The organism is Actinomadura madurae (genome assembly GCF_047130825.1).
Classification (GTDB): Bacteria; Actinomycetota; Actinomycetes; order Streptosporangiales; family Streptosporangiaceae; genus Spirillospora; species Spirillospora madurae.
In genome coordinates, this window is record NZ_CP083237.1 from 3,148,176 (window position 1) to 3,168,558 (window position 20,383).

Sequence of the window (20,383 nt, forward strand, 5' to 3'; positions counted from 1 at the left end):
CGGGCACCTGACGTCCCTCCCCGAGGAGCCGGTATGCCGATCGTCCGCACCGTCCTGACCGCCGGCGCCGTCGCCGCCGCCCTGACCGCGCCCGCGCACGCGCAGGAGAGGCCGGGCTGCGAGATCACCGTCCCGGGAGCGGAGAAGCAGGTGGCCGCCTGCCTGGACGACCTCACCACCGCGGGGACGACCGGCTCGGGCCACACCGTCCCGGCCGACTGGGCCGGCCTCCACGCCGCCGGGACTCGCAACCCCACCGGCGTCCCCGGCATCCAACTGGACGGCTATTTCCCCGACACCTCCACGACCAACGCCAACCACGGCTGGAACCACGACGCGCAGTTCGTCATCCGCCTGCCCGACCGCTGGAACGGCGGCCTCGTCGTCGCCCGCTCGCCCGGCAACCGGCGCCAGTACGCCAACGACTTCACGATTTCCGACTGGGCCCTCGCCAAGGGCTACGCCTTCGCCGCGACCGACAAGGGCAACACCGGCACCGAATTCTTCAAGGACGGCCGCCGCCCAGGCGACGCCGTCGCCGAATGGAACGACCGCGTCACCCAGCTCACGAGAGCCGCCAAGAAGGTCGTCGCGAAACGCTACGGACGCTTCCCCCGCCGCACCTACGCAGCCGGGATCTCCAACGGCGGCTACCTCGTCCGCTGGCAACTGGAGAACCGCCCGGAACTCTACGACGGCGGAATCGACGCAGAGGGCACGCTCTGGCGCGCCAACGGCCCGAACCTGTTCACGTACCTGCCGTCCGTCCTCCGCGCCTACCCGTCCTACGCCGCCACAGGCGACCCGGCCGCCCACAAAGCGCTCCTGAAGGCCGGCCTCGCCCCCGGCTCAGAATTCCTCTGGCCATTCCACGACCAGGTCTATTGGGAACTCACCCAGCGCATCTACCGCGAGGAATTCGACCCCGCCTACACCGGAAAGGAGACCGACTACAACTATGCCGCCCGCCCGCACGACGTCCACCGGGCCGTCGCCCGCGTGTCCCTCACCGGCCGGATCCGCAAGCCGTTGATCACCCTCCACGGAACGTACGACTCGCTCCTGCCGATCACCACCGACTCCGACGTCTACGCGAAACTCGTCCGCACCCGCGGCAAGGCCCCCTACCGCTACTACCGCGTCGAGGCCGCCAACCACGTGGACGGCCTGTACGACACCCACCCCACCCGCCTGCGCCCGCTCCTCCCCTGCATACGCACCGCGTTCACGGCCCTGGAGTCCTGGACGCAGGACGGCACACCCCCGCCGAGGAGCACCACACTCCCCCGCCCCACATCCGGCGACCCCACCAATACCTGCTCCCTCACCTCCTGAACATCCGGAACACCAGGTAGGTGAACCCGAGGATGATGTCGACCGCCACCCAGAGCGCGATGATCAGCCCCACCCCGATCGCGGTGCCCGCATCGCAGGCGTCCTGGTATCCGGGCTCACACGAGCCCCGATCGGTGATTCCGCCGATGACCCAGATCAGGAAGCCGACCTGGATCGCCAGGAAGATCCACGGGAAGACGCGGTGCCTGCGCTTGGGCGGCTGCGCGCCTGACTCCGGCATTGTCTTGGCCTTGCTCATCACTCCCTCCTTCCACTGGGAGCATCCGTCCCCCAGAAAGACGCAGAAAGGCAGCAAAGAGGCCGCCCCCCAGCGGCAACAGGGCGACAAAACTCCAAGAGCAGTTGGTTAAACCGACCGAGGAGGTCCCGCCATGAAAACCACCTCGCTTCTCGCGGCTCTCGCACTCACCTTCGCGACGGTCGCCGCAGCCCCCGTGTCCGCGGCCGTCGCTGAGGCGCTTCCGCGCCATTCGATCAGCACCTCGTACGTCAGCGGGGTGTCGTCTGGCGGTTATATGGCCGACCAGTTGCACGTGGCCTACTCCGGGACGTTCAAGGGGGCCGGCATCTTCAGTGCCGGGGCGTACCACTGCGCGCGGGGCAGCGTGGTCACCGCGCAGCTCGCGTGTATGAACGACCTGTACGACGACAATCCCGCGGAGCTGGAGCGGACGGCTCGGGATCGGGCCGCTCAGGGGCGCATCGATCCCGTGGCGAACCTGTCCGGGCATCCCGTATGGATCTTCCACGGGACGAACGACTCCACCGTGAAGCAGTCCGTGAACGACGGGCTCGCCGGGTTCTACGGAAACTTCGGCGCCGCAGTCTCGTATGACAAGACGTCGCCGGCCGGGCATGCGTGGGTGAGTCCCACCGGGCCCAATCCGTGCTCGGCGACCTATACCCCGTACATCAACAAGTGCTCCGGCGATCCCGTGGGCGCGATGCTGAGGCATCTGTTCGGCTCGGTCTCGGTGCCGGCCTCCTCGCCCAAGGGCACGCTCATGGAGTTCGACCAGAACGCCTACGCGCCGGGTGGGAGTGCCTCGTCCATCAGCATGGACGCCACGGGGTTCGCCTATATCCCGGCGGGCTGCGCGTCGGCGTCCTGCCGTCTCATGGTGGCCCTGCACGGCTGCCAGCAGGGGCGGAGCCTCATCGGTAACACGTTCGCGACGAAGACGTACCTCAACGAGTACGCCGACACCAACGGCGTGATCGTGCTGTATCCGCAGGCGACCGCGTCCAGCTGGGCGGGCGGCAACCCGCAGGGCTGCTGGAACTGGTGGGGGTACGGGGGCGACGCGTCCTACGACATGAAGGGCGGTGCGCAGATCGAGACGATCATGCGCATGGTCCGCGCGCTCGGCGGCTAGGAAGCTTCAGAAGGATTACTTCCGATGTCCGTCGGTGGAAGGAGGCCTAGGATGTCGTGACCGGCAAGAGCGGAGGCCGTCAATGGCGAATGTCTTCGTAAGTCACCGAGGCACGGACCGGAAGCCCGCAGAACGGCTTTCCCTGGAGTTGCAGCGCCGAGGCCACAAGGTCTGGCTGGATGAGTGGGAGATCGGTACCGGCGACTCCATCGTCGGAAAGATCAACGCCGGATTGTCCGGTTCGACGTATGTGGTGTTGTGCTACTCCGATGCCGGTTCACTGAGTCCGTGGATGGGGCGGGAGTGGATGTCGACGCTCGCGCGCCAGCTCGACGGCCACGGTGTCCGGTTGCTGCCCGCCCGGCTGACCGGAGGCGAGCCGCCCGCGATAATCGCCGACCTGAGGTACGCCGACCTCGTGGCCGACTGGGCGAGCGGGGTGGACGCGCTCTCCAGCGCGATCCGGTGACACATGCGCATCCAGACCGTCTACGTCTTGTACGAGGAAGGTGATGAGGACCTCGCCCAAGCGCTGGTGACTCCGCTCGCCGCCGCGGGATACCACGTCTCCCACCACGGAACGGTGATGGTCGGCGAATCATTGGTCAAGGAGGTCTCCCAGGCACTGGCCTCGGACGCACCGATCGTGGTGTGCGCGACCAGGCTGGCGGTCGGCAGCGCCTGGGTGCACCAGATCGCACGAGCCGCCCAGGTCGGCGGGCGCGTCCGCGTGTTCGTGGTCCAGATGGAGCAACAGGCGTACGTCGAGCAGTTGGCCCTCAACACCAAGGTCGCCCGGTACTGGGAGGACCCGGCCAAGGCCGGCCAGGACCTGCTCGAAGCCCTGTCACACCACTTCCCGCCGCGCGTGGAAGCATCGGCGGCCACGGCCGGGCGCCCGGGGACGGCGGCGGAGGAGCAGCAATTACATCATCTCGATCGTCCGGCTCCCGGCGCGGTACCTGATTACACCGCGCTCCTTCAATTTCGAAACCAACTGCGCGCCGAGGTCGCCGAGCGGCTTCCCGCCGCCCTGACGGTCGGGGAGTTCCTCGACCGGGCCGGGCTACGCAGGGACTCACACCTGACCCACGCCGGGGCGCTGCTCTTCTCCGAGGACCCGACCGGAACCAGCCCCACCGCAGTGGTCATGTGCACGCGCTACCACGGCCCCGACCGTGCCGCCGACCGGGAGCCGCTGACCGTCACAGGGACAGTGATCGAGCAGATCCTTGGCGCCTACATGTTCGTGGCCGAACACGTTCGCGCGGGGGAGGCGCCGACCGCCGGCCAGGCTCAGACCACTGACCTCTATCACTTCCCCATGGTGGCGGTGCGGGAGACCATCGCCAATGCGCTGGCACACCGCGACTACACGGCCGCCAATAGATGCGTTCACGTGCGGCTGTTCCCCGAACGCCTGGAGGTCACCAGCCCTGGTGAGTGGCTCGGCCGCAGCCTTAAGGACGGTGTCGAGTATTCGCTGTCGGCCCTGGAGAGCCACTCCATCAAGCGCAATTTTAGGTTGGCGCACGTACTGTCCTGGATACGGCTCGTAGAGGGCGAAGGCAGCGGCATCCCGTCGGCGTTGAAAGATTGCCGTTCCGTGCGTGCACCAGAGCCGACCGTGGTCCAAAATCAGGGTTTCGTCACGGTCACCCTGCGGCGCCGGGAATCCGATCCGCAGACCGGCCCGGCCCGGCTGCCGATCCCCATTCAGCTTCCGCCCAACATCTCCGACTATGTCGGACGTGACTATGCGCTGGCAATGCTTGACGCCTTGCTCCCCGATGCGTCGAAAGAAACGGCCGGCCCGCGAATCCAGCTGATCTCAGGGCTCGCGGGCGTCGGGAAGACGGCCACGGCCGTCCATTGGGCGCACCGCGTCCGCGACAGGTTCCCCGACGGGATCCTCTTCGCGAACCTCGGGGGCGCCCGTTCCGGCTCTCCGGCAGAGCCGACCGAAACGATGCGCCGCTTCTTGCACGCTTTCGGCGTGCGACCGGACGACGTCCCCGGCGACCTCGACACGATGACGTCGCTCTACCGCTCCCTGCTGCACGATCGACGAGTCCTCATACTTCTTGATGACGCGGTCTCCATCGATCAAGTACGGCCGCTGATCCCGGCAGGCCCGGGGTGCGCGGCACTGGTGACCAGCCGCGGCCCACTGGACGAACTGGTGGTGCGTGACGGCGCCCAGGTGTTGCCCCTCGGGACGCTGAGCATGGAGGAGGCGAAGGAGTTCCTGGCACGGCGGCTCGGCCGGGACCGGGTCGCCGCCGACCCCGAAGCGGCCGCGACGCTGGTCCGCTTCTGTGCAGGGCTGCCGTTGGCCATGGCCGTCGTCGCGGCCCGCGCGACCCGCCATCCCAGGCGCCCGCTCGGCGAGTTGGCCGGGGAACTGGTCGACGCCACTGACCGGCTGGACGTGCTGAGCCTCAGTGACGGCGCCCTGAGCCTCCGGACGGTGTTCAACCAGTCCTACGGTGAGCTTTCCACTCGGGCAGCAGCGGTGTTCAGACTGCTGGGCGTGCATCCCAGCCCCAACATCGGGCTCGGCGCGGCGATCGCGCTGACGGGCCTGAACCTGCGGGAGGCGCGGGACTCGCTCGACGAGCTCGTCACCGCGGGCATGCTGGACGAGCCGGTCCCGCTTCGCTACCGATCACACGATCTTCTCCATGATTACGCGGCCGAGCTCGCGGCGCAGACCGAGAGTCAGGAGGTCACGCAGGAGGCGATCCGCCGGGTCGTGGACTACTACCTCCAGGCGGGAACCGAGGCGGCCAGGCTCCTCAACCCGCGCCGGGAGCCCATCGTCACAGCGCCGCCAGCCGTGGACGTCCTTGTCGATACGATCGAGGACTACGACCAAGCGATGGGCTGGTTCAGTGTCGAGGTCTCAGGCCTGGCGAGCATTATCGAATGCGCCTCCCAGGCTGGGCTCGAACGGCACGCCTGGCAACTGGCCTGGGTACTCGCCCCCTTCCTGGACGTGCGAGGTCACTGGACGCTCATGCTCGACTGCCAGCGCACAGCCCTCGCCTTGGCGGAACAATTCGACGACCTGGCTGCGCAGGCTGCATCGCACCGGCTTCTCAGCCGCGCTTACAGCCGTATCGACCACGACCGGGAGGCAATCGACCATCTCGCCAGAGCGCATGACCTCTACCGAGACCTCGACGACCTCAACGGCCAGGCCAACACCGCCTATGACCTCGCCGAGATCCATCACTTGAGACGCCAGTACCCCGAGGCTGTGGGGCACGCTCGCCGCGCGGTGGGTCTGTACGAGCGCATCGGAGATACCTCAGGCGTCCGCGACGCCCTGCAACTAGTGGGCCAGATCACCTACGAGCGGGTGGGCCATGAGGGCGCTCCGCGTGATGCATCCCCAAGCGACTCGCACACTTCCCTGCCGACTGTACACCGTACGATCGTGATCGCTGATGTCGTCGGATTCAGCTCCCGCCGCCGCACCAGCCATGATCGAAGCCTGCTGCGGACCGAGACGTACCGGGCGCTTCACGATGCCTTCGTAAAAGCGGGCATCCCGTGGGACAGCTGTTACATCGAAGACCGGGGAGACGGGGTCTTGATCCTGGCCCCGCCGGAAGTCCCGAAGTCGTTCTTCGTAGAACGTCTCCCGGAGACCCTCTCCCGAGAACTGATCAAGCACAATCAGGTACATCCGTCCGCGCAAGAAATCCGGCTACGCGTGGCATTGCATGCGGGCGAGGTCCATGCCGATCAGCACGGCGTCGCCGGCAGTTCCCTGAACCACGCCTTCCGCATACTCGAAGCGTCCGAGCTCAAGGAGGCCGTCGCCACGTCGCCGCCGGCGCCTTTGGGGCTCATCACGTCGGATTGGTTCTACCGCGAAGTCGTTCAGCCCAGCGAGGCCGTCGATTCAGAGAGCTTCCGTCGCGTCGATGTGCATGTCAAGGAAACGCGAAGCCAGGCGTGGATCAGGGTGTTGCACGAACCCTAGCGACCCCACCAATGAACGGCCACGCAGGTCTCGGCCGAGCAGCGCGCCGGAGCCGCCGTGCCTACTTATCGTCACCGAGGCCGTCGAGTCCCTGCCCCGGTGACCCTCGCCCGGACCGTCGATCAGGCTCAGAGCTTCGCGCGTGTCCAGGCGAGCAGGGCGTCGGCCGGGAGCGTGTTGACGATCTGCGATTCGGGGACGCCGCACCGGGCGGCTCGCTCGCAGCCGAAGGGCTGCCAGTCGAGCTGCCCGGGCGCGTGGGCGTCGGAGTCGATGGAGAACCGGCAGCCCGCCTCGACGGCGAGGCGCAGCAGGCGCTTCGGCGGGTCGAGGCGCTCCGGGCGGGAGTTGATCTCGACGGCGACGTCGTAGGCGGCGCAGGCGTCGAAGACGAGGGCGGCGTCGAACTCCGACTCCGGCCGCAGGCCGCCGCGCTTGCCGCCGGCTTTGACGATCCGCCCGGTGCAGTGGCCGAGGACGTTCACGCGCGGGTTCGCGATCGCGGCGACCATCCGCTTGGTCATCGCGACGCGGTCCATGCGGAGCTTGGAGTGGACGCTCGCGACGACGACGTCCAGGCGTTCGAGCAGGTCGGGGTCCTGGTCGAGGGTGCCGTCCTCCAGGATGTCGACCTCGATGCCGGTGAGGACGCGGAAGGGCGCGAGCTCCTCGTTGAGCTCGGCGACCTTGTCGAGCTGGCGGCGGAGGCGGTCGGCCGACAGGCCGTTGGCGACCGTGAGGCGGGGCGAGTGGTCGGTGAGCGCGAGGTACTCGTGGCCGAGGGAGCGGGCGGTCTCGGCCATCTCCTGGATCGGGGACCCGCCGTCCGACCAGTCGCTGTGGGTGTGCAGGTCGCCCTTCAGCGCGGCGCGGAGCGCGGCCGTCGTCTCGTCCAGCGGCTCGCCCTCGGTGGCCTCCAGGCGCCGCAGGTAGACGGGGGTCTCGCCGCGCAGCGCCTCCGCGATCACCAGGGCGGTCACCTTGCCGATGCCGGGCAGGGCGGTCAGCGTCCCGTCGCGGGCGCGGCCGGCCAGCTCATCGGGGGACGTCCGCTCGACGAGGTCCGCGGCGCCGCGGAACGCCCGCACTCGATAGGTCGGCTCATGGGCGCGCTCCAGCAGGAACGCGATGCGGCGCAGCGCTTCGACGGGCTCCACGCCTCGCACCGTACCCAGGTATGACCCGGCTCGTCCTACCGCGGTGGCATCCGGGCGGGGTCGCGCTTCTCTAGCCTGGGGTCATGGCCGGGGAGAACCTCACGCTGCGGAGCGTGCTGCGGGACGTGCTCCTGGCCGCCGCGCTCACCGGGCGAGCGGACCCGGCCCCGCTGAACCGGCCGTGGCCCCTCCTTCTGCGCTGGACGCGCTACATCGGTGTGGGGCGGCTCCCCTACGGCATCGTCACGAACCTGGTCGGGCTCGCGCTCACGGTCGGGCTCATCGCCGGGACGGTGTCCCTGCTGACGACCGAGACCCTGCGGCGCGGCATCATCGTGTCCGACGGGACGAAGCTGTTCATCGCGATCGCGGTGACGGCGCCGCTCGCGCTGCGGGACCGGCATCCGCTCGGCGCGTGGCGGCTGAGCTTCCTTGCGATGGCGCTGATCAACGTCGACGGCTGGCTGACGGTCCCGTACGTCCCGGCGGGCACGTTCGTGGCGATCGTGTGCGTGTACACGGTCGCGGTCCGCTGCTCCCGCGACATCACGCTCGGCGTCGGGATCATCTCGTTCGCGGGGGTGTGGCTCAAGGACCCGGAGACCGGGCCCGCCGCGTCGGTGCTGCTCCTGCTGCCGCTGACCATCGGCTACGCCGTCCGGGTGCGGCAGACGGCGCGGCGCGAGCTGGCCGAGCAGGAGCGGCGGCACCTGGACGCCGAGGCCGTGCTGACCGAGCGGCAGCGCATCGCGCGGGAACTGCACGACGTCGTCGCGCACCACATGTCGATGATCGCGATCCAGGCGGAGGCGGCACCGTACAAGGTGGAGGCCGTCCCGGACGAGACGCGCCGGGATCTCGCGGAGATCCGCGCGACGGCGCTGGACGCACTGACGGAGCTGCGCCGCATCCTCGGCGTCCTCCGCGCCGAGGACGGCGCCGAGACAGCGCCGCAGCCGAGCCTGGAAAGGATCGACGAACTGGTCGCCAACGCGCGCGGCGCGGGCCTGCGCGTGGAGACGCGGTTCAGCGGTGACCTGGGCGGGCTTCCACCGGGCGTGGGCCTCACCGCCTACCGGATCCTGCAGGAGGCGCTGAGCAACGCCATGCGGCACGCGCCCGGTTCCCGAGTGGACGTCGAGGTGTCCCGCGACGACGGTCTAGTGTGGCTCGGCGTCGTCAACGGCCCGCCCGGCGACGGCCAGGACGCCGGCTCCCCCCTTCCGGGCGGCGGCCACGGGCTGGTCGGGATGCGGGAGCGGGCCGCCGCGCTGGGCGGCGAGCTGACCGCCCGCCCCACCCCCGAGGGAGGATTCGCCGTGACCGCGACGCTGCCGGTGAAGGCGCGGGAGGCGACGTGACCATCCGGGTCGTGATCGTCGACGACCAGGGGATGGTGCGGACCGGGTTCGGTGTGCTGCTGAACGCCCAGCCCGACATCGAGGTCGCCGGCGAGGCCGGCAACGGCGAGGAGGGGCTGCGCCGCGTCGCCGAGCTGCGGCCCGACGTGGTGCTGATGGACGTCCGGATGCCGGTGATGGACGGCCTGGAGGCGACCCGGCGGCTGCTCGCGGGCGCCGCGGACGGCGCCCCGAAGGTCCTCATGCTGACGACGTTCGACCTGGACGACTACGTCTACGAGGCGCTGCGGGCCGGGGCGAGCGGTTTCCTGCTGAAGGACGCGTCCGCGACGGAGCTGGCGGACGCGGTGCGGGTCGTCGCGGCGGGCGACGCGCTGCTGTCCCCGTCGATCACGAGGCGGCTGATCGCGGAGTTCTCCCGGCTGGGCGCGCCGCGGGCGCCGTCCCGCAAGCGGCTGGAGGAGCTGACCGAGCGGGAGACCGAGGTCCTGGCCCTGGTGGCGCGGGGGCTGTCCAACGGCGAGATCGCCGAGCGGCTGGTGGTCGCCGAGCAGACGGTCAAGACGCATTTCGGGCGCATCCTGATGAAGCTCGGGCTGCGCGACCGCCCGCAGGCGATCGTCTACGCGTACGAGGTGGGGCTGGTCCGGCCGGGTGACTGATGCCCGGGGCGCCCTTCGTCACTCCAAGGTCGCACCTCGTCGCCCCCAGGTCGCACCCTGAAGACCGCTCCGCCGGTTGATCTGCGCTACGGCCTCCGATCCCTACCTTCCTGATCAGTGCCCCACTCGCTGACCAGGAAGGACGCCCCGGATGCCCAGCGTCCGCAAGACCGTCGCCGTCGTCGCGGTGCTGGCCGCGGCCGGTTCGACGGCCGGCGCGGCGGGCCGCGCCGATGTCTACGCGCCTCCGTCTCCGGTGCCCGCGCTGTCGGCGTCCACGCTGGACGCCCGCTACCAGGCCACCGCGCGGGACATCACGCGCGCCCTCGGCATGGCGCGGCACTTCGATGACCCGGAGCGGGCGCGGGCGCTCTCCGCCCTCCTGGCGCCGGGCCGGCGGTTCCTGTCGTTCGACGCGCGAGGCGCCGGGCGGGCGGTCGAGGTCCTGGGCGACCTGGAGCACGCCGAGCGGATCGCGGTCGTGATCCCCGGCGCGGACAACTCGCTGAGCAACTTCGACTCGCCCAAGTTCGTCGGCGGTGGCAGCCGTGCCCTCTACCGGCAGGCCCGCGCCGACGCACCGCGCGCACGGATCGCGGTGATCGCCTGGCTCGGCTACGGCTCGCCCTCGACGCGGAGCACCGCCGTCCTGACGAGCGGGCGCGCCCAGCATGGCGCCCGCGACCTCGGACGCCTTCTCACCGGCGTGCACCGCATGAACGCGCACGCCCGGTTCGCCCTGCTCTGCCACAGCTACGGCACCGTCGTGTGCGGGAAGGCCGCGCGGCGGCTCGCACCCCTGCCGGTGGACGAGATCGCGCTGTTCGGCAGCCCCGGCACCGGCGCCGGGCACGCGGCCGGCCTCGGGACCCCCGCGCGCGTCTGGGCGGGACGGAGCAAGGGCGACTGGATGCGGTACGTCCCGAACGTCGGCTTCGGCGGTGTCGGGTTCGGCCCCGATCCCGTCTCCCGCGACTTCGGCGCGCTGCGCTTCGACGCCGGGACCGGCCCGCACAGCGGCTACCTCAAGCCCGGTTCCGTCGCGCTGCGCAACCTCGCCCTGATCGCCCTCGGGCGGGACGCGGAGGTCACCCGTGTCTGAGCCGCAAGGGCGGGACCGCGCCGTGGACGCCCTGCGCGCCCTGGCGATCCTCGGCGTCGTGCTCGGCCACTGGCTGGTCACCGCGTTCGTCGCGGACGGCCCGGCCCACCACCTGCGCGTCACCAGCCCGCTGAAGGCGATGCCGGAGCTGGCTCCTCTCTCCTGGGTCCTCCAGACGCTCGCCGTGTTCTTCTTCGTCGGCGGCTACTCGGCCGCGCGCGGACTGCGTCACGGCGAGCCGTGGACGCCCCGCCTGCGACGGCGCCTGGTGCGGCTCGCGCGCCCCCTTCCCGTCCTGGTGCTCGCGTGGGTCCCGGTCGCCGCGGCCCTGTCGTGGGCCGGGTTCCCGGCGGACAGCGTCCGGACGCTGATCAAGCTCGTGCTGAGCCCGCTCTGGTTCCTCTGCGTGTACGTGGCGCTGACGTCCCTCACCCCGCTGGTCGCCGCGGCCTGGAACCGGCTGGGGCTCTGGGGCGCGGTGCTCCTCACGGGCGCGACCGCCGCGATCGACCTCGGCCGCTTCGCCCTCGGCGCTCCCGGCTGGACGGGCTGGGCCACCGTCCTCACCGCCTGGCTCGTGCCGTTCTACCTCGGCATCGGGTGGGCGGACGGGGCGCTGCGCTCGCGCCGGGCCGGGCTCGTCCTGCTGGCCGGGGGCGGCACGGCGACCGCCCTGCTCGTCCTGCTCGCCGGATACCCGGCGAGCATGGTCGGCGTCCCCGGCGCCGCCGTGTCCAACCTCAGCCCGCCCACGCTCGCGGCGGTCGCGTTCGGGCTCGCCCAGACGGGACTCGCGGTGCTGCTCCACGGGCCGCTGACCCGGTGGACGCGCCACGCCGGCGCCCGGTCGGTGGTCTCGGCGGCCAACCGCTCCGCGATGACGATCTTCCTCTGGCACCAGACCGCGCTCATGACCGTCACCGTCGGCGCGCTCTTGACGCTCGGACCCGTGAACGGCCTGCACGACAGCCCCGGACGGCCAGAATGGATCTTGGCGCGACTCCCCTGGCTGGCGGTGTTCGCCGGCGTGCTCGCCCTCCTCGGGCTCGTGGCCGCCTTGGGCGGACGTCCGAGGCGTCCCGTCTGGGGAGGTGTCCCGGGACTGGTAGAAAGGCGACAATGCCGCCGCTCCTCACGACGACCTCGCCGCCTTCTCGACGACCGCTTCCCCGGCCACCCCGTTCCCGGAGGCCGCGCACCCGACGTCTCCGAAGGGCCGTGGCCTGCGCCGCGTCCATCGGCGTGGTGATGCTGACGACCGCGGGAACCGGGCACGCCGACCCCTACGCCCCGCCGGTCGCCGTCCCCAAGCTGTCGCCGTCGACGCTGGACGTCCGGTTCGCGGCCGAGCGCCGCTCCATCGAGCAGGCGCTCAAGACCGCGCAGGAGGTCGGCGACGCCGACCGCAGGAAGGCGCTCGGCGACTTCCTCCAGCCCGGACGCCGTTTCCTCTACTTCGACCCGCGCGGCGGCGGGCGCGCCATCGAGGTCATCGGCGACATCACCAGGGCGCGGCGCGTCGCGATCCTCGTCCCAGGCGCAGACACCACGCTGTCCGCGTTCGACCGGCGCGGCGGCAAGCCGTGGTCGACTCCGGGCGGAGGCGCACGCGCCGTCTACGCACAGGCCCGCTCCGTGTCGCCGGACCCGGGGCTGGCCGTCGTCGCCTGGCTCGGCTACCCGGCGCCCAAGACGTTCAGCAGCGACGTCCTCACCGACGAGAAGGCCGCCGAGGGCGCCGTCCGGCTGCGCCACTTCATGACGGGCGTCCGCAGCGTCAACCCCCGCGCGAGCGTGGGCCTGCTGTGCCACAGCTACGGCTCGGTCGTCTGCGGTAAGGCTGCCTCGGACGGCCCAGACAACGCGGCCTGGCGCCAGGTCACCGACATCGCCCTGTACGGCAGTCCCGGAACGACCACCTGGTCGGCGTTCGCGCTGGGCGCCACCGCCCGCGTCTGGGCGGGGCGCGGCGCCACCGACTGGATGGAGGACGTCCCCCACGTCCGCATCTTCGGACTGGGACTCGGACCCGACCCGGTCTCCCCCTCCTTCGGCGCGCGGGTCTTCGACGCGGGGCCCGGCGGCCACAGCGACTACCTCGCCCCGGGGTCGGTCTCCCTGCGCAACATCACCGCCATCGCGCTCGGACGTCCCACCGGGGTGACGCCGGGCTGATGCCCGGGTGATCGGGGACACGATGCATGCTTTCGGGCGGGCCACCGCCGGGGTGGTGGCACTCTGGGGAGGTGAACACCGCGAACGAGGCCGAGATCCGCGAGCAGACCACCCAGCGCCTGGAGAAGGCCATGGGGACGTTCGGCACGGCGGCGCTGAGCCGGATGGAAGAGCAGCTCCCCTGGTTCCGGCGCATGCCCGCCGACCAGCGGTCCTGGATCGGCCTCGTCGCCCAGGCCGGCATCGCCGCGTTCGTGGAGTGGTTCAAGAGCGCCGAGCGGTCCCGGCCCGCCATCGCCGGCGAGGTGTTCGGCACCGCGCCCCGCGAGCTGCTGCGCTCGGTCAAGCTCCAGCACACCATCGACATGATCCGCGTCATCATCGACGTGGTGGAGACCCGGCTGGACGAGCTCGCCGCGCCCGGCGGCGAGGCCCAGCTGCGCGAGGCCATCCTGCGCTACACGCGGGACGTGGCGTTCGGCGCCGCCCAGGTGTACGCGCGCGCCGCCGAGACGCGCGCCGCCTGGGACGCGCGGCTGGAGGCCCTCGTCGTCAACGCCGTGCTGCGCGGCGAGGTCGACGACGGCATGCACTCCTGGGCCGCCGCGCTCGGCTGGACCTCCAAGCCCGTCACCGTCATCGCGGGGATGACCCCGGAGGACGAGGAGCCCGAGGTCACCATCGACCAGATGCAGCTGGCCGCCCGCCGCGCCCGCTCCGACGTCCTGGCCGGCGTCCAGGGGCACCGGGTCATCGTCATCGTGGGCGGCGACACCGACCCCATGGAGGCCGCGCGGCCGATCGCCGCCAAGTGCGGCCCCGGCCCCGTCGTCGTCGGCCCGCAGGTCGCCGACCTCTACGACTCCACCCGCTCCGCGCGCGCGGCCGTCGCCGGCCTGCGCGCCGCCGCCGGCTGGCCGGACGCGCCCCGCCCCGTCCAGGCCGCCGAGCTCCTCCCCGAGCGCGCCCTGGACGGCGACGCCGAGGCGCGCCGCCACCTCGTGGAGGACGTCTACAACCCGATGCTCGCCGCCGGCGCCCCGCTCCTCGACACGCTCACCACCTACCTCGAACAGGGGTCGTCGCTGGAGGCGACCGCGCGGCTGCTGTTCGTCCACCCCAACACCGTCCGGTACCGGCTGCGCCGCGTCACCGAGCTGACGGGCCTGGCCCCCACCGACGGCCGCAACGCCTTCACCCTGCGCATCGCCCTGGCCCTCGGACGCTTCCAGGCCCGCTGAACCGGCCGGTACGCCTGACCAGCGCGGCTTGTAGAGGTCGTACAAACCGCCCTGACCAAAGTTGGTCGCGATCCGCATCGTGGCGGAAGGGACGATCACGGCAGGCTGGTCGCTGTGATACTCCTCGCATCGCCCGGCCAGGGCGCCCAGACCCCCGGCTTCCTGCGGCCATGGCTAGAGATACCCGGAGTCGCCGACCGTCTCGCCTGGTGGTCGGCCGTCACGGGTCTCGACCTGGCCCGCTACGGGACGACCGCGGACGCCGAGGAGATCCGCGACACCGCGGTGGCGCAGCCGCTGCTGGTCGCCGCCGCGCTCGCCGCCTGCGAGGTGCTCTACGAGGACGCCGTCCCGGACGCGGTCGCCGGGCACAGCGTGGGCGAGCTGGCCGCCGCCGCCATCGCCGGGGTGCTGACCCCCGAGGCCGCGCTGGTCCTCGTCCGGGAGCGGGGGCGGGCGATGGCCGAGGCCGCCGCCGTCACCGAGACCGGCATGACCGCCGTCCTCGGCGGCGACACCGAGGAGGTCCTCGCCTCCATCGACAAGCACGGGCTCACCCCCGCCAACGTCAACGGCGCGGGCCAGGTCGTCGCCGCCGGAACGCTGGAGCGGCTCGCACGGTTCGCCGACGAGCCGCCCGCCAAGGCCCGGCTCCGGCCGCTGCAGGTCGCGGGCGCGTTCCACACCGAGCACATGGAGCCCGCCGTCGGCACCCTCGCCCGGCTCGCGCCCGGCGCGCCCGTCGCCGACCCCCGGGCGACGCTGCTGCAGAACCGCGACGGCGCCGTCGTCACGTCCGGACGCGACTTCCTCGCCCGGCTCGTCGACCAGGTCAGCGCCCCCGTCCGCTGGGACGCGTGCATGGCGACGATGCGCGACCTCGGCGTCACCGCGATCATCGAGCTGCCGCCCGCCGGGACGCTCACCGGCCTCGCCCGCCGCGAGCTGAAGGGCGTCGAGCTGGTCGCCCTCAAGACCCCCGCGGACCTGGACAAGGCCCGCGAGCTGATCAAGGCGCACGCGTCATGACCGCCGCACTGCGCATCCCCGAGGCCGCGCCCGGCGCCCGCATCCTGGCCTTCGGCGACTACCGGCCCGCCCGGATCGTCACCAACGACGAGCTCGCCGAGACGGTCGACACCGACGACGAGTGGATCCGCACCCGCGTCGGCATCGCCGAGCGCCGCATCGCCGGCGACGACGAGGGCATCGTCGAGCTCGGCGTGCACGCGGGCGGCAAGGCCCTCGCCAACAGCGGCCTCGACCCGTCCGACATCGACCTGGTCATCCTCGCGACCTGCTCCGCGGAGTCGCCGATGCCGGGCCACGCCGCGCAGGTCGCGCACCGGCTCGGCATCGACGCGCCGGGCGCCTTCGACCTGAACGCCGCCTGCGCCGGCTTCTGCTACTCCCTCGCCACCGCCAGCGCCGCCGTCCGCGCCGGGAGCGCCCGCAACGTGCTGGTCATCGGCTCGGAGAAGATGTCCCAGTGGATCGACTGGACCGACCGGTCCACCTGCATCATCTTCGCGGACGGGGCCGGCGCGGCGGTCGTGGCGGGCAGCGAGACGCCCGGCATCGGACCGGTCGTGTGGGGCAGCGCCGGCGACAAGTACGACAAGATCATCATCGAGGACCGCAACTCGTTCATCCGGCAGGAGGGCCAGGCGGTGTTCCGCTGGGCCACCACCGCCATCGCGCCGATCGCGGCGGAGGCGTGCGAGCGCGCCGGGATCACGCCCGCCGACCTCGCCGCCGTCGTCCCGCACCAGGCCAACCTGCGGATCATCGAGGCGATCGCCCGCAAGGTGAAGGCCACCAACGCCGTCGTGGCCGACGACATCGTGCAGTCCGGGAACACCTCGGGCGCCTCCATCCCGCTCGCCCTGTCCCGCATGATCGAACGCGGCGACGTGCCGTCCGGCGCCCCGGCCCTGCTGGTCGGGTTCGGCGCCGGGCTGTCCTACGCTGCCCAAGTCATCCAGATCCCGTAGGCCGTCACGCCTGCTCGCAGGCTCTGGACCAACCCACCGAAGGAGAAAGCGGAACCATGGCAGACGTCGCCACCGAACAGCAGATCCTGGACGGCCTCGCCGAGATCATCGACGAGATCGTCGGCATCGACAAGTCCGAGGTCACCCCGGAGAAGAACTTCATCGACGATCTCGACATCGACTCGCTGTCGATGGTGGAGATCGCCGTCGCCGCGCAGGACCAGTTCGGCGTCGAGATCCCCGACGACGAGCTGCGCAACCTGAAGACGGTCAAGGACGTCGTCAACTTCGTCCAGAACCTCCAGAGCTGAGCCGCGGGGACGGCGCGCCGCCCGCCCGGGAGGCGGCGCGCCCGACCCTCCCCCCTCACAGTCCGCAAGGAGAGCCCACCATGAGCAAGAGCCAGACCAGAGTCGTCGTGACGGGTCTCGGTGCAACGACGCCACTCGGCGGAGACCTCCCGTCGACCTGGTCCGCCCTGCTCGCCGGAGAGTCCGGCATCCGCCCGCTGGACTGGGAGGGCGTCGAGGACCTGCCGGTCCGCTTCGCCGCGACGCTCAAGGTCGACCCGTCCGAGGTGATGCCGCGGCAGAACCTGCGGCGGCTCGACCGCAACCAGGCGATCGCGCTGATCGCCGCCCGCGAGGCGTGGAACGCCGCCGGGTTCGCCCCGCCGACCGGCGGCAAGCCGCAGAAGGGCATGGACCGGGCCGGCGTGGACGGCGGCTTCACCGTGGACGGCGAGCGCCTCGGCGTCGTGTTCTCCAGCGGCATCGGCGGCCTGCACACCGCCCTGAACAGCTACGACGTCTTCCGGGAGAAGGGCTGGTCGCGGGTCTCGCCCTTCACCGTCCCGATGCTGATGCCGAACGGAGCGTCCGGGCACGTCGGCATCGAGTTCGGCGCGATGGCCGGCTCGCACGCCCTGGTCAGCGCCTGCGCGTCCAGCGGCGAGGCGGTCGGCTACGCCATCGACATGATCCGCGCCGGCCGCGCGGACGTGGTGATCTGCGGCGGCACCGAGTCGTGCATACACCCGCTGCAGATGGCCTCGTTCGGCGCGATGCGCGCGATGTCGACCCGCAACGAGGAGCCCGCGCGGGCGTCCCGGCCCTACGACAAGAACCGCGACGGGTTCGTGCTCGGCGAGGGCTCCGCGGTCATGATCCTGGAGTCGGAGGAGCACGCGCGCGCACGCGGCGCCCAGATCCACGGCATCGCGGCGGGCTGCGGCTACTCCGGCGACGCCTACGACATCGTGCTGCCCGACCCGTCCGGCGCGGGGCAGGCCAAGGCGATGCAGCGGGCGCTCAAGGACGCCGGGCTGGAGCCCGCCGACCTCGTGCACATCAACGCCCACGCCACCTCGACCCCGGCCGGCGACGTCGCGGAGCTCGCGTCGATCAAGGCGGGGCTCGGCGAGGACGCGGCCCGGCAGGTGGTCATCACCGCGACCAAGTCGATGACCGGGCACCTGCTCGGCGGCGCCGGCGCGCTGGAGTCGATCTTCACGGTGCTGGCGCTGCGGGACGGCATCGTCCCGTTCGTCGCCAACCTGGAGGACCTCGACGACGACGTCGACCTGGACATCGCGCGCGACGAGCCGCGCAAGCTGCCGGACGGCCCCGCCGCGGCGCTGAACAACTCGTTCGGGTTCGGCGGCCACAACGTGTCGGTGGCCTTCCAGCGCGCCCTCTGATCCCCCGTACGGCGACGGCCCGGTGAGCCTCTCGGCTCACCGGGCCGTTTCGCGTCCGCCGCCGCGCCGCGACCACCGGCGGGCGCCGCGACCACCGGCGGGCGCCGTGACCGCGGGCGCCGTGACCGCGGGCGCCGTGACCGCGGGCGCCGTGACCGCGGGTGGGCGCCGCCCGGGGGCGAAGCGTGCGAGTTGCGGGACGGGCACGCTCCACGCCGGCGGCTTCCGGCCGCGCGGGCGGACGGTCACACAGCAGCGTGGAGCCAGCGGACGGGCGCGCCGTCGCCCGCCCTGCGGAAGGGCTCCAGCTCGTTGTCCCACGGGGTGCCGAGCAGGCGGTCGAGCTCGCTCTCCAGGCTGGTCTTGCCGACGGCGGCGTTGGCCATCACGGCGCGGAGCCGGTCCTCGGGGACCATGATGTCGCCGTTGGCCCCGATGACCCCGGTGAACACCCCGAGCGACGGGGTGAAGCTGAAGCGGACGCCGTCGGTGCCGGGCGTCGGGTCCTCGGTCGCCTCGAACCGCACCAGTTTCCAGTTCCGCAGCGCGGAGGTGATGCCCGCGGCGGTGCCGGGCCGTCCCTCCCAATGAAGCTCGGCGCGGAGCGTTCCCGGCGCCGCAGCCTGATCGGCCCACTCAAGGGAAACGGGCACCCCAAGGACACCTGCGGCGGCCCACTCGATGTGCGGGCTCAGCGCAGGTGGCGCGGAGTGGACGTAGAAGACGCCACGTGCGGTCACCGGACCTCCTGGATCTGTACCGAGGCTCGTCTTCCCCTACGGCCTCGTACGTCCCAAGTCGGCGTCCGCGTCCCTCATTGTGCATCATCGGCCCGTGTCGCACCACCGTGGATTCGCTGTTTGTCGAACACTTGATCACGGGATGCTCGCCGTTCACCCGGCTCGCGCGATAAGGGTAGGCCTTCGCGGGCCGGCCGCGGGCGCAAAGCGCACAAGGCGACCTCATCTTTCGCGTGACCGCAACTGAGTACTTTCGGTTGATCTCTTGTCACGCACCGTCGCCGATCCGGCACCATGGGCGCAGGGACGGTCCGGGGAAGGCAGGGACTCAATGTTCGACCAGCAGGCACGGCTGGACCGGGTGCTCGCGCGGCACGCGGACGCGGTCGTGGTGGAACCGCTGCCGGGACGGCCGGCGCTGATCCGCCGCGACGAGATCCTGGTCGCCGGGCGGGACGCCGCGGCCGCCGAGGACCTGGTCCGCCGATGGTGCGACTCGCGGCACGACGGCCGCGGCACCACCCGGCTGCGGCTGCGTCCCCCGGCCAAGGTGGACGTGTGCGAGCTCGCGTCCGCGCTCGGCTCCGGTGGACGGCACCGCCGGCTGAGCGTCTCGCCGAACCATCTCGTCCTCGGGCAGCCGATGTGGTGGAGCGGGCCCGCGGACCGGCCCCGTCCGGCACCGCCCGTGCCCGCCCCCGAGGCGGTCGCGGCACGGCGGGACGTGACCGTCGCGATCCTCGACACCGGCCTGGCGCCGCATCCCTGGTACGCGGAGACCGAGTGGTACCGCGAGCAGCGCGCCGAGGTGGCGGAGGTCCTGGACGCCGACCTGGACTTCGACCTCGACGCGCAGGCGGGGCACGGCACGTTCATCGCGGGCGTCGTCCTGTCGCAGGCCCCGTCCGCCGAGCTGTGGGCCCGGCGCGTCATCGGCGGTGACGGGGTCGGCGACGAACTCGACGTGATCCGGGCGCTGGAATGGCTCGCCGAGCGGAAGCGCGCCGACGTCGTCAACATCTCGCTCGGCTGCCACACCTATGACGACCGGCCGTCGCCCGTGCTGGCGCAGGCGGTCGCCGCGCTCGGCCGCCGCACGGTGGTCGTGGCGTGCGCGGGGAACGCGGCGACGGACCGCCCGTTCTGGCCCGCCGCCATGAAACCGGTCATCGCCGTCGCCGCGCTGGACGACGCCGACCGGGCCTGGTTCTCCAACTACGGCTGGTGGGTGGACGCGTGCGCGCAGGGCGTCGGGGTGGCCAGCACCTTCGTGCGGTTCGACGGACGGCGGACGGCCGAGGGCGGGATCGACCCGGACCGGTTCGACGGCTACGCGACCTGGAGCGGCACCTCGTTCGCGGCGCCGGTCGTGGCCGGGCGGATCGCCCGTCTCGCCGCGGTGGAGGGCATCGACGCCGCCGCGGCGGCCGATCGCGTCCTCGATCCGGCGCGGCATCGGGTTCGCGCGGATCTCGGCACCGAAGTTCACGCTTCGTCAGCGTCCGATGCCCTAGGGTGAACGAGGA

The 20,383-nt window shown here is 71.7% G+C and carries 18 protein-coding genes; 15 read left to right on the forward strand and 3 right to left on the reverse strand.

The window, feature by feature from the left end; translation table 11 throughout:
* Window positions 1-33 precede the first annotated feature (33 nt).
* Window positions 34-1,335, forward strand: coding sequence for a tannase/feruloyl esterase family alpha/beta hydrolase (locus tag K8Z49_RS14215; protein ID WP_412519155.1), 1,302 nt, complete (start codon window positions 34-36; stop codon window positions 1,333-1,335).
* Here K8Z49_RS14215 and K8Z49_RS14220 read toward each other — a convergent pair.
* Complete coding sequence (locus tag K8Z49_RS14220; RefSeq protein WP_021597631.1) at window positions 1,325-1,594, reverse strand: hypothetical protein; 270 nt, start codon at window positions 1,592-1,594, stop codon at window positions 1,325-1,327. The two genes, K8Z49_RS14215 and K8Z49_RS14220, sit on opposite strands and share 11 nt — an antisense overlap.
* Window positions 1,595-1,727: 133 nt before the next feature.
* On the opposite strand from K8Z49_RS14220, the gene K8Z49_RS14225 reads away from it, so the two are divergent.
* From K8Z49_RS14225 to K8Z49_RS14235, 3 genes are all read left to right on the forward strand, one after another.
* The gene (locus tag K8Z49_RS14225) at window positions 1,728-2,732 is read left to right on the forward strand and encodes a PHB depolymerase family esterase (protein ID WP_412519157.1); all 1,005 of its coding nucleotides are present in this window, start codon (window positions 1,728-1,730) and stop codon (window positions 2,730-2,732) included.
* Window positions 2,733-2,814: 82 nt separating this feature from the next.
* Window positions 2,815-3,201, forward strand: a complete 387-nt coding sequence (locus K8Z49_RS14230) for a toll/interleukin-1 receptor domain-containing protein (protein ID WP_412519159.1) — start codon at window positions 2,815-2,817, stop codon at window positions 3,199-3,201.
* 3 nt (window positions 3,202-3,204) lie between these two features.
* On the forward strand, window positions 3,205-6,726 hold the full coding sequence (locus tag K8Z49_RS14235) for an ATP-binding protein (RefSeq protein WP_412519161.1): 3,522 nt from the start codon (window positions 3,205-3,207) through the stop codon (window positions 6,724-6,726).
* A gap of 128 nt (window positions 6,727-6,854) precedes the next feature.
* Here the strand turns inward: K8Z49_RS14235 and K8Z49_RS14240 are convergent, their stop codons facing one another.
* On the reverse strand, window positions 6,855-7,883 hold the full coding sequence (locus tag K8Z49_RS14240; protein WP_021597629.1) for a PHP domain-containing protein: 1,029 nt from the start codon (window positions 7,881-7,883) through the stop codon (window positions 6,855-6,857).
* An 83-nt stretch (window positions 7,884-7,966) separates the two neighbouring features.
* Between K8Z49_RS14240 and K8Z49_RS14245 the strand changes: the two genes are divergently transcribed.
* The 10 genes from K8Z49_RS14245 to K8Z49_RS14290 all read left to right on the forward strand — a co-directional run bounded on the left by K8Z49_RS14245 (window position 7,967) and on the right by K8Z49_RS14290 (window position 18,117).
* Entirely contained in the window at window positions 7,967-9,244 is a 1,278-nt protein-coding gene (locus K8Z49_RS14245) for a sensor histidine kinase (protein ID WP_021597628.1), read from the forward strand.
* Window positions 9,241-9,906, forward strand: a complete 666-nt coding sequence (locus K8Z49_RS14250) for a response regulator (RefSeq protein WP_412519163.1) — start codon at window positions 9,241-9,243, stop codon at window positions 9,904-9,906. Before K8Z49_RS14245 ends, K8Z49_RS14250 begins: the two co-directional genes overlap by 4 nt.
* 151 nt (window positions 9,907-10,057) lie before the next feature.
* The gene (locus K8Z49_RS14255; protein ID WP_412519165.1) at window positions 10,058-11,008 is read left to right on the forward strand and encodes an alpha/beta hydrolase; all 951 of its coding nucleotides are present in this window, start codon (window positions 10,058-10,060) and stop codon (window positions 11,006-11,008) included.
* A complete protein-coding gene (locus tag K8Z49_RS14260) occupies window positions 11,001-12,257 on the forward strand; it encodes an acyltransferase family protein (RefSeq protein WP_412519167.1) in 1,257 nt (418 codons plus the stop codon). Before K8Z49_RS14255 ends, K8Z49_RS14260 begins: the two co-directional genes overlap by 8 nt.
* Window positions 12,257-13,183: an alpha/beta hydrolase gene (locus K8Z49_RS14265; protein ID WP_412521054.1), complete on the forward strand. Its 927-nt coding sequence runs from the start codon at window positions 12,257-12,259 to the stop codon at window positions 13,181-13,183. Before K8Z49_RS14260 ends, K8Z49_RS14265 begins: the two co-directional genes overlap by 1 nt.
* Window positions 13,184-13,254: 71 nt before the next feature.
* A complete protein-coding gene (locus tag K8Z49_RS14270; RefSeq protein WP_024936643.1) occupies window positions 13,255-14,424 on the forward strand; it encodes a PucR family transcriptional regulator in 1,170 nt (389 codons plus the stop codon).
* Window positions 14,425-14,538: 114 nt separating this feature from the next.
* Window positions 14,539-15,453 carry an ACP S-malonyltransferase gene (locus tag K8Z49_RS14275; protein ID WP_412519169.1) on the forward strand — a complete coding sequence of 305 codons (915 nt, stop codon included), beginning with the start codon at window positions 14,539-14,541 and terminating at the stop codon, window positions 15,451-15,453.
* Complete coding sequence (locus tag K8Z49_RS14280) at window positions 15,450-16,418, forward strand: beta-ketoacyl-ACP synthase III (RefSeq protein ID WP_021599355.1); 969 nt, start codon at window positions 15,450-15,452, stop codon at window positions 16,416-16,418. The genes K8Z49_RS14275 and K8Z49_RS14280 overlap by 4 nt, the downstream gene beginning before the upstream one ends.
* A gap of 56 nt (window positions 16,419-16,474) precedes the next feature.
* On the forward strand, window positions 16,475-16,729 hold the full coding sequence (locus K8Z49_RS14285) for an acyl carrier protein (RefSeq protein WP_021599354.1): 255 nt from the start codon (window positions 16,475-16,477) through the stop codon (window positions 16,727-16,729).
* Window positions 16,730-16,809: 80 nt separating this feature from the next.
* Window positions 16,810-18,117, forward strand: a complete 1,308-nt coding sequence (locus K8Z49_RS14290) for a beta-ketoacyl-[acyl-carrier-protein] synthase family protein (RefSeq protein ID WP_021599353.1) — start codon at window positions 16,810-16,812, stop codon at window positions 18,115-18,117.
* A 245-nt stretch (window positions 18,118-18,362) separates the two neighbouring features.
* Here the strand turns inward: K8Z49_RS14290 and K8Z49_RS14295 are convergent, their stop codons facing one another.
* Complete coding sequence (locus K8Z49_RS14295; protein ID WP_024936641.1) at window positions 18,363-18,857, reverse strand: DUF3145 domain-containing protein; 495 nt, start codon at window positions 18,855-18,857, stop codon at window positions 18,363-18,365.
* A 331-nt stretch (window positions 18,858-19,188) separates the two neighbouring features.
* On the opposite strand from K8Z49_RS14295, the gene K8Z49_RS14300 reads away from it, so the two are divergent.
* The gene (locus K8Z49_RS14300; protein ID WP_412519172.1) at window positions 19,189-20,376 is read left to right on the forward strand and encodes a S8 family peptidase; all 1,188 of its coding nucleotides are present in this window, start codon (window positions 19,189-19,191) and stop codon (window positions 20,374-20,376) included.
* Window positions 20,377-20,383: the final 7 nt, after the last annotated feature.